The 6,081-nt window shown below is 73.5% G+C and carries 4 protein-coding genes; 3 read left to right on the top strand and 1 reads right to left on the bottom strand.

Going from position 1 to position 6,081, the window contains the following annotated elements:
* The first annotated feature begins 135 nt into the window (after positions 1–135).
* The 3 genes from H5J30_RS14485 (at position 136) to H5J30_RS14475 (ending at position 4,297) form a co-directional block, all read left to right on the top strand.
* Positions 136–2,037, top strand: coding sequence for an HAD-IIIC family phosphatase (locus H5J30_RS14485; protein WP_181787847.1), 1,902 nt, complete (start codon positions 136–138; stop codon positions 2,035–2,037).
* Positions 2,034–3,071: an alpha/beta fold hydrolase gene (locus tag H5J30_RS14480; RefSeq protein WP_181787846.1), complete on the top strand. Its 1,038-nt coding sequence runs from the start codon at positions 2,034–2,036 to the stop codon at positions 3,069–3,071. Before H5J30_RS14485 ends, H5J30_RS14480 begins: the two co-directional genes overlap by 4 nt.
* Before the next feature lie 455 nt (positions 3,072–3,526).
* Entirely contained in the window at positions 3,527–4,297 is a 771-nt protein-coding gene (locus H5J30_RS14475) for an AfsR/SARP family transcriptional regulator (protein WP_181787845.1), read from the top strand.
* A 152-nt stretch (positions 4,298–4,449) separates the two neighbouring features.
* Here the strand turns inward: H5J30_RS14475 and H5J30_RS14470 are convergent.
* The coding region (locus H5J30_RS14470; RefSeq protein WP_181787844.1) for a thioesterase domain-containing protein at positions 4,450–6,081 on the bottom strand (1,632 nt) is incomplete at its 5' end.

Here is a 6,081-nt window from a genome sequence, read left to right as displayed (position 1 = left end):
TCGTACACCCGCTTTAGACGCCTCCAAGGCCCCGTCAAGCTCCGCTGGCGAGCCTGGTGGCGGTCCGCCCGCGCCCCCTCACCGTCGCGCCGCCCGGCGGTCCGCCGCGATGGTCCACCAGGAGGTGTGAGTCCCGTGTCCGCTGCCCCCGCTCCCCCGCCAGCCGCTCCGGATCCCGTCGCGGAGCTGCACCGGTCCGGAAGCCTGGTCGCGGAGTACCCGAGACTCCCCGCGCTGCTCCGCGGCCTCGGCGAGGACGAGCGGCAGCGCGCCGGACGGCTGCTGTCCCGCCTGTCGCCCGACGAGGTACTCGCCGCCCACCCCGGCGTGCCGACGGTGTCCGTCGCGGTCACCGGGCACGGCACCGTCGCCGGCCTCGTGCCGCCGCTCACCATGGAGCTGGCCCGGCACGGCATGCTGCTGCGCCCCCACGTCGCGGACTTCGGCGGCTGGCTCTTCGACCTCGCGGACCCCGCCAGCGAGGTCTACGCCGCCGGCACCGACCTCGTGGTGTGCCTGCCCGCCGCCGGGATCGTCTTCGACGAGGTCCCGCGCCCGTGGCGGCCCGAGGACGTCGAGCGGGTACTGACGGAGAAGGTGCACCTCCTCGGCAAGCTCGCCGCCACCCACGGCACCTCCGGCTCCGGCACCCTCGTCTACACCACGATGCCGCTCCCCCGGGAGTTCACCTCCCAGCTGGTGGACCACCGCTCCCGCGCCCGGCTCGGCGCCGTGTGGCGCGAGGGCAACGCCCGGCTGCTCGGGCTGATGGACGAACACCCGGGCCTCGTCGTCCTCGACCTCGACCCGGTCCTCTCCGGCCCCGCGGCCCTCGCCGAGCCGCGCCTCGAAACCTACGCCGGCACGCCCTTCGGGGCCGAGCTGACCGCCGCCGTCGCGCGCGAGGTCGCGCACCTCGCCCGCGGCCGGTCCGGGCGGGCGAAGAAGGTGCTCGCGGTCGACCTGGACAACACCCTGTGGGGCGGCGTCCTCGGCGACGACGGCCCGGAGGGCATCGAGGTCGCCGACGGCCGTACGGGGCGCGCGTTCCAGCGCATGCAGCGCGTGGTCAAGCAGCTCGCCTCGCGCGGGGTGCTCGTGGCCGCCGTCAGCAAGAACGACCTGGAGCCCGTACGCGACGTGCTCCGCGAGCACCAGGAGATGACGCTGCGCGAGGACGACTTCGTGCGGGTGGTCGCCAACTGGGCGCCCAAGCACGACAACCTGCGCGCGCTCGCCGAGGACCTCAACGTGGGCCTCGACTCGTTCGTCTTCGCCGACGACAGCTCGTACGAGTGCGGCCTGGTGGCCCGCGAGCTGCCCGAGGTGACCGTGCTCCACCTCGACGGCGACCCGGCGCTGCACGCCGGGCGGCTGCTCGCCGACGGCTGGTTCGACGTGCGCGACCTCACCGACGACGACGTCCGCCGCCCCGAGCGCTACCGCGAGGAGCTGGTCCGCAAGGACTTCCTCGACTCCTTCTCGTCGCTGGACGACTACCTGCGCGAGCTGGACGTACGGGTCGAGCTGAGCGCCGCCGGCGAGGCCGACGTGCCGCGCGTCGCCCAGCTCACCCAGCGCACCAACCAGTTCAACCTGACCACCCGCCGGCTCCAGCAGGACGAGGTCGCCTCCCTGGCCGACTCGCCGGGGAACCTGGTGCTGGCCATCCGCTGCGGCGACCGCTTCGGGGACAACGGGCTGGTCGGTGCGGTGTTCGTACGGACCGACGGGCCCGTGTGGCACGTCGACAACTTCCTGCTCAGCTGCCGGGTCTTCGCCCGCGGCATCGAGCAGGGCTGCCTCGCCGCGCTGCTGGAGCACGCCCGGGCCGAGGGGGCCGAGGCCGTGGCGGCGCGGTACGTGCCGTCGCCGAAGAACGGCAAGGTCAGGGACTTCTATCCACGGAACGGCTTCGACGCCCACGGGCAGTCCGAGGACGGGACGGCCGACTTCCGGCACGAGCTGCGGGAGATCGGCGCGGTGCCCGGCCACCTCGCCCTGACGGTGCTCTGGGAGCGGGAGGGAACACGATGAACGACGTCGCCGAGCTCAAGGAGTTCGCGCTCGTCCACGCCAAGGCGCTCCAACTGCCCGCCGAGCGGTACGAGAAGGCGCTCGGCAGCATCACCAACGACGAGGACGGCGCCCCGGGCTCGTGGACGGCCCAGTGGTCGGCGATGGCCGGGGAGCTGGAGGGCGCCGGGGAGTTGCTGCCCGCGTTCCTCTGCTACACCCTGGCCCGCTTCCCCGTCGTCGACGGCCCGGCGCGGCGGGCGGCGTACGAGAAGTGCCGTTCGGTGTTCGACCGCTGGCGCGTCGGCCAGCCGGACATCGAGCGGGTCACGGCGTCGCCGGCCGGCGGTGAGGTGGTGGCCTGGGCCGGCGGTCTTTCGGCCGCGGAGCCCAAGCCGGTGCTGATGGTGGCGGGCGGGATCGTGAGCCTCAAGGAGCAGTGGGCGCCGGTGACGCTCCAGGCGGCGGCGCTGGGGATGGCCATCGTCGTCACCGAACTGCCGGGCGTGGGCGAGAACACCCTCCCGTACGACCGGGAGAGCTGGCGGATGCTGCCCGCCCTGCTGGACGCGGTCGCGGACCGGGCGGACGTGTCCGACACGTACGCCCTCGCGAACAGCTTCGGCGGGCACCTGGCGCTGCGCTGGGCCGGGCACGACTCCCGGGTCCGCGGCATCGTGTCGTCGGGGGCGCCGGTCAGCGGGTTCTTCGGCGACGCCGACTGGCTGCGCGGCGTGCCGGGCATCACCCGGCACACGCTCGCCCGGCTGACGGGCACGGCCGAGGGGGACGACGACGCGCTGCACGGGACGATCGCCGACTGGGCGCTGACGCCCGCGGAGCTGGCCGCTCTGGAGATCCCGGTCCGCTACTCGACCAGCCTGCGCGACGAGATCATCCCGGCCGGGGAGCAGGCGTTCCTGCGGCAGCACGTGAAGGACCTCGGCACGAACGAGATCGACGACGTGCACGGCGCGCCGGCGCACGTGCAGCAGACCGTGGACTGGACGTTCGGCTCGCTGCTGGCGATGCGTCAGGGCCTCACCCACGGCTGACGCCGCCCGGCCCCGCCCTCCCGCCCCGCGGGAGGGCTACCGGGACCCCCGTGACGGCCGCTGCCGGTCTCCCTGGTACACCAGGGGGGCCGGCAGCGGCCGTTCGCCGCGTCGAATTCCGGCGGTGGCGTCGCCCGGAAATCGGGCAGCGGATACGTGGCGGGAATACCGGGCATTTGCGAGAACGGCGGATGATCACGACGCCTTGCCCGGGGGCGTGAATGCGTTCCACACGCCCCTGTGCAGACTGCGCAATACCCGGGGCAGCACGTAGGGGGGACTTAGGGGTGGGTAGGGGTTTCGGCACCCCCTACCTCCTCCATAGCCTGCAAAGGTCTGTACAGCATCGCCGCGTGACATACAAGCTCCCCTGCCTGTAGCGGCAAGAGAAATGGAACAAAAGTGCCATCAAACCTGAGCACTTCGGCCTAGAAAAATTCATCGGGGGTTGAAAAGTGCAGTACGAAATACTCGGACCCGTCCGGGTCGTGGACAACCGCGGCAGCAGATTCGTGAGCGCCAAGAAGATGCAGGTGCTTCTCGTCCTGTTACTGATCCGCGCCCGGCAGGTGGTCTCGATCGACGAGGCCATAGCCGAGATCTGGGGGCAGAACCCGCCTCGCCGAGCGACCGCGGGCATCCACGTCTACATCTCCCAGCTCCGCAAGTTCCTCGGGGAGCCGGGCAGCCGGAACAACCCGATCCTCACCCGCCCGCCCGGCTACCTCCTCCACCTGGAGGACGACGAGTTCGACGTGGACCGCTTCCAGGAGCTGCTGCACCGGGGGCGGCTGCACCTCAAGGAGGGCCGGCCGGAGCAGGCCGTGACCGCCTTCGAGGACGGATTGTCCCTGTGGCGCGGCCCCGTCCTCGGGGACCTCTGCGACGGGCCGATCATCGCGGGCTTCGCCACGTGGCTGGAGGAGACCCGGCTGGAGTACCTGGAGTGGCTGATGGAGGCGCGGTTGAGCCTCGGGCTGCACCGGGAGCTGATCGGCCGGCTGTCCGCGCTGACGGCCGAGTATCCACTGCGGGAGACGTTCTACCGCCAGTTGATGCTGGCCCTGTGCCGCTCGGAGCGGCAGGCCGACGCGCTGCGTACGTATCAGCAGGCCAGGAACCGGCTCAACGAGGAACTCGGCCTGGAGCCCTGCCGGGCGCTGCGTGATCTGCAGCAGGCCATCCTCGTCGCCGACGAGCGGCTGGAGCTGCCCGCGGCGGTGTGACCGGCACCCGTATCGGCGTACTCGGGATACGACGAGGGGCGGGCGAAGCCACCGGCTTCGCCCGCCCCTTCGGCTCACCCGTACGCGCCTGAAGCCGGCCCGCGGGCGGGCTTCGGGCGCGGGAGTCAGGCGGAGGACTTCAGACGGGGGGCTCAGGCGCGTACGGGCTGGCGCAGCCGCGCGGCCATCTCCGCCAGGACCCGCGGCCCGCTCTGGTCGCCGTGGACGAAGAAGTGGTCGCCCGGCACCACCAGCAGCTCGTACCCGCCGGCCGTCAACGGCCGCCACCCGTCGGCGTCCCGCTCGGCGACCACCGGGTCGCCGGCGCCGTGGAACGCGGTGACCGGCACCCGCAGCGGCACCTCCGCCGGGTCGTGCCGGTAGCTCTGCACCACCCGCAGGTCCGAGTAGCCGGCGCCGTCCATGGCCACGTCCGCCTTGCCCGCCAGGTGCTCGCCCAGCTCCGCGCGCAGCGCCGTGTCGTAGAGCCGCGGCTGCGTGCGCCGTACCCGGGCCAGCTCCTCGTGCTCCGGCATCTGCTCGAAGCCGAGCCGCTGGGTCACCGACCGCAGCCGGGCGCCGAGCGGGTTCTCGCCGCCGCCCGGCGCGCTGAACGCGCCGACGAACAGGTGCCGCAGCAGCTCCCCGTACTCCGCGCCCAGCCGGTGGGCCAGGCGGTACGCGAGGAGAGCGCCCATGCTGTGCCCGTAGAAGGCGAACGGCCGGTCCAGGTAGGGCTTGAGCGCCTGCGCGACGGCGTCCACGGCCTCGTCGGCGTCGACGAGGCAGCGCTCGTCGGCCCGCTCCTCCCGGCCCGGCAGCTGCACGGGGACCACCTCGACACCGGCGGGCGCGGTGCCCGGCCAGTCCCGGTACAGGGAGGCGCCGCGGCCGCCGTACGGCAGGCAGAACAGCCGCACGGCGGCGTCGTCCTGCGGCGTGACGGGCAGCCAGAGCCTGCCGTCCACGTCGTACGGGCGGGGCGCGGCCGGCCCCTCGCCCGCGACGGACCCGCAGAGGCGCTCCACCACCTCGTCCAGCGACGGCCCGGCGATGAGGAGGTCGACCGGGAGGTCGACGCCGGTCTCGGCGCGTACCCGCTGGCGCAGTTCCAGGGCGGCGAGGGAGTCGAGGCCCGTCTCGGCGAGCGGGCGGCTGCTCGGCACTTCGGCGGGCGTCAGCTGCAGCAGTTCCGCGACCATGCCGGTGAGCAGGTCCCGCAGCGCGGCGGCACCGTCCGTGCCGCGCCACCGCTGCTGCGCGGCGCCCTCGCGTACGTCGTCGGCGGGCGCCTCGTACGTACCGGAACCCGGGCTGATGACGCGGATCTCGGTGCCGCGGCCCCAGCCGACCGCCGCGCCGTCCTCGGCGCACAGCAGGTGTTCGCCGACGAGCAGGTCACCGACCGGCGCGGTCAGCCGCACGTGGCACCACAGGGTCCCCTCCGCGGGGGCGCCGAAGCCGACGTCGCCGAGGCGGGCGGTCATGAACAGGTCCCGCTCGGCCAGCTGCGGTCCGGCGGCGAGCGCGTAGAGCTGCACGCAGGCGTCCAGCATCCCGGCGGGCACGGGGAGTTCGCGGTCCGGGCGGCCGGCGGCGGCGGACGTCTCGGCGGACGTCGGCAGGCGGAACCTCGCCAGCACCTCGCCCTCGCCGAGCCACGCCTCGTCGACCCACTCGACGGACGGGCCCAGGGGGACGCCGCGCTCGGCCATCTGCCGGTAGAACTCGGCGCCTTCGAAGCGTACGGGGCAGCGCTCGCGGATCTCCGCCCGCGCCGCCTC

Origin of the sequence: Streptomyces phytophilus (assembly GCF_013870535.1) — a bacterium.
Taxonomy (GTDB): Bacteria; Actinomycetota; Actinomycetes; order Streptomycetales; family Streptomycetaceae; genus Streptomyces; species Streptomyces phytophilus.
Note: the sequence above shows the minus strand (reverse complement) of the source record. Positions and strands in the feature narration are given on the sequence as shown.

Coding starts and splice junctions, on each gene's coding strand:
- H5J30_RS14480 (WP_181787846.1), top strand. CDS start 2,034: ATGAACGACGTCGCCGAGCTCAAGGAGTTCGCGCTCGTCCACGCCAAG.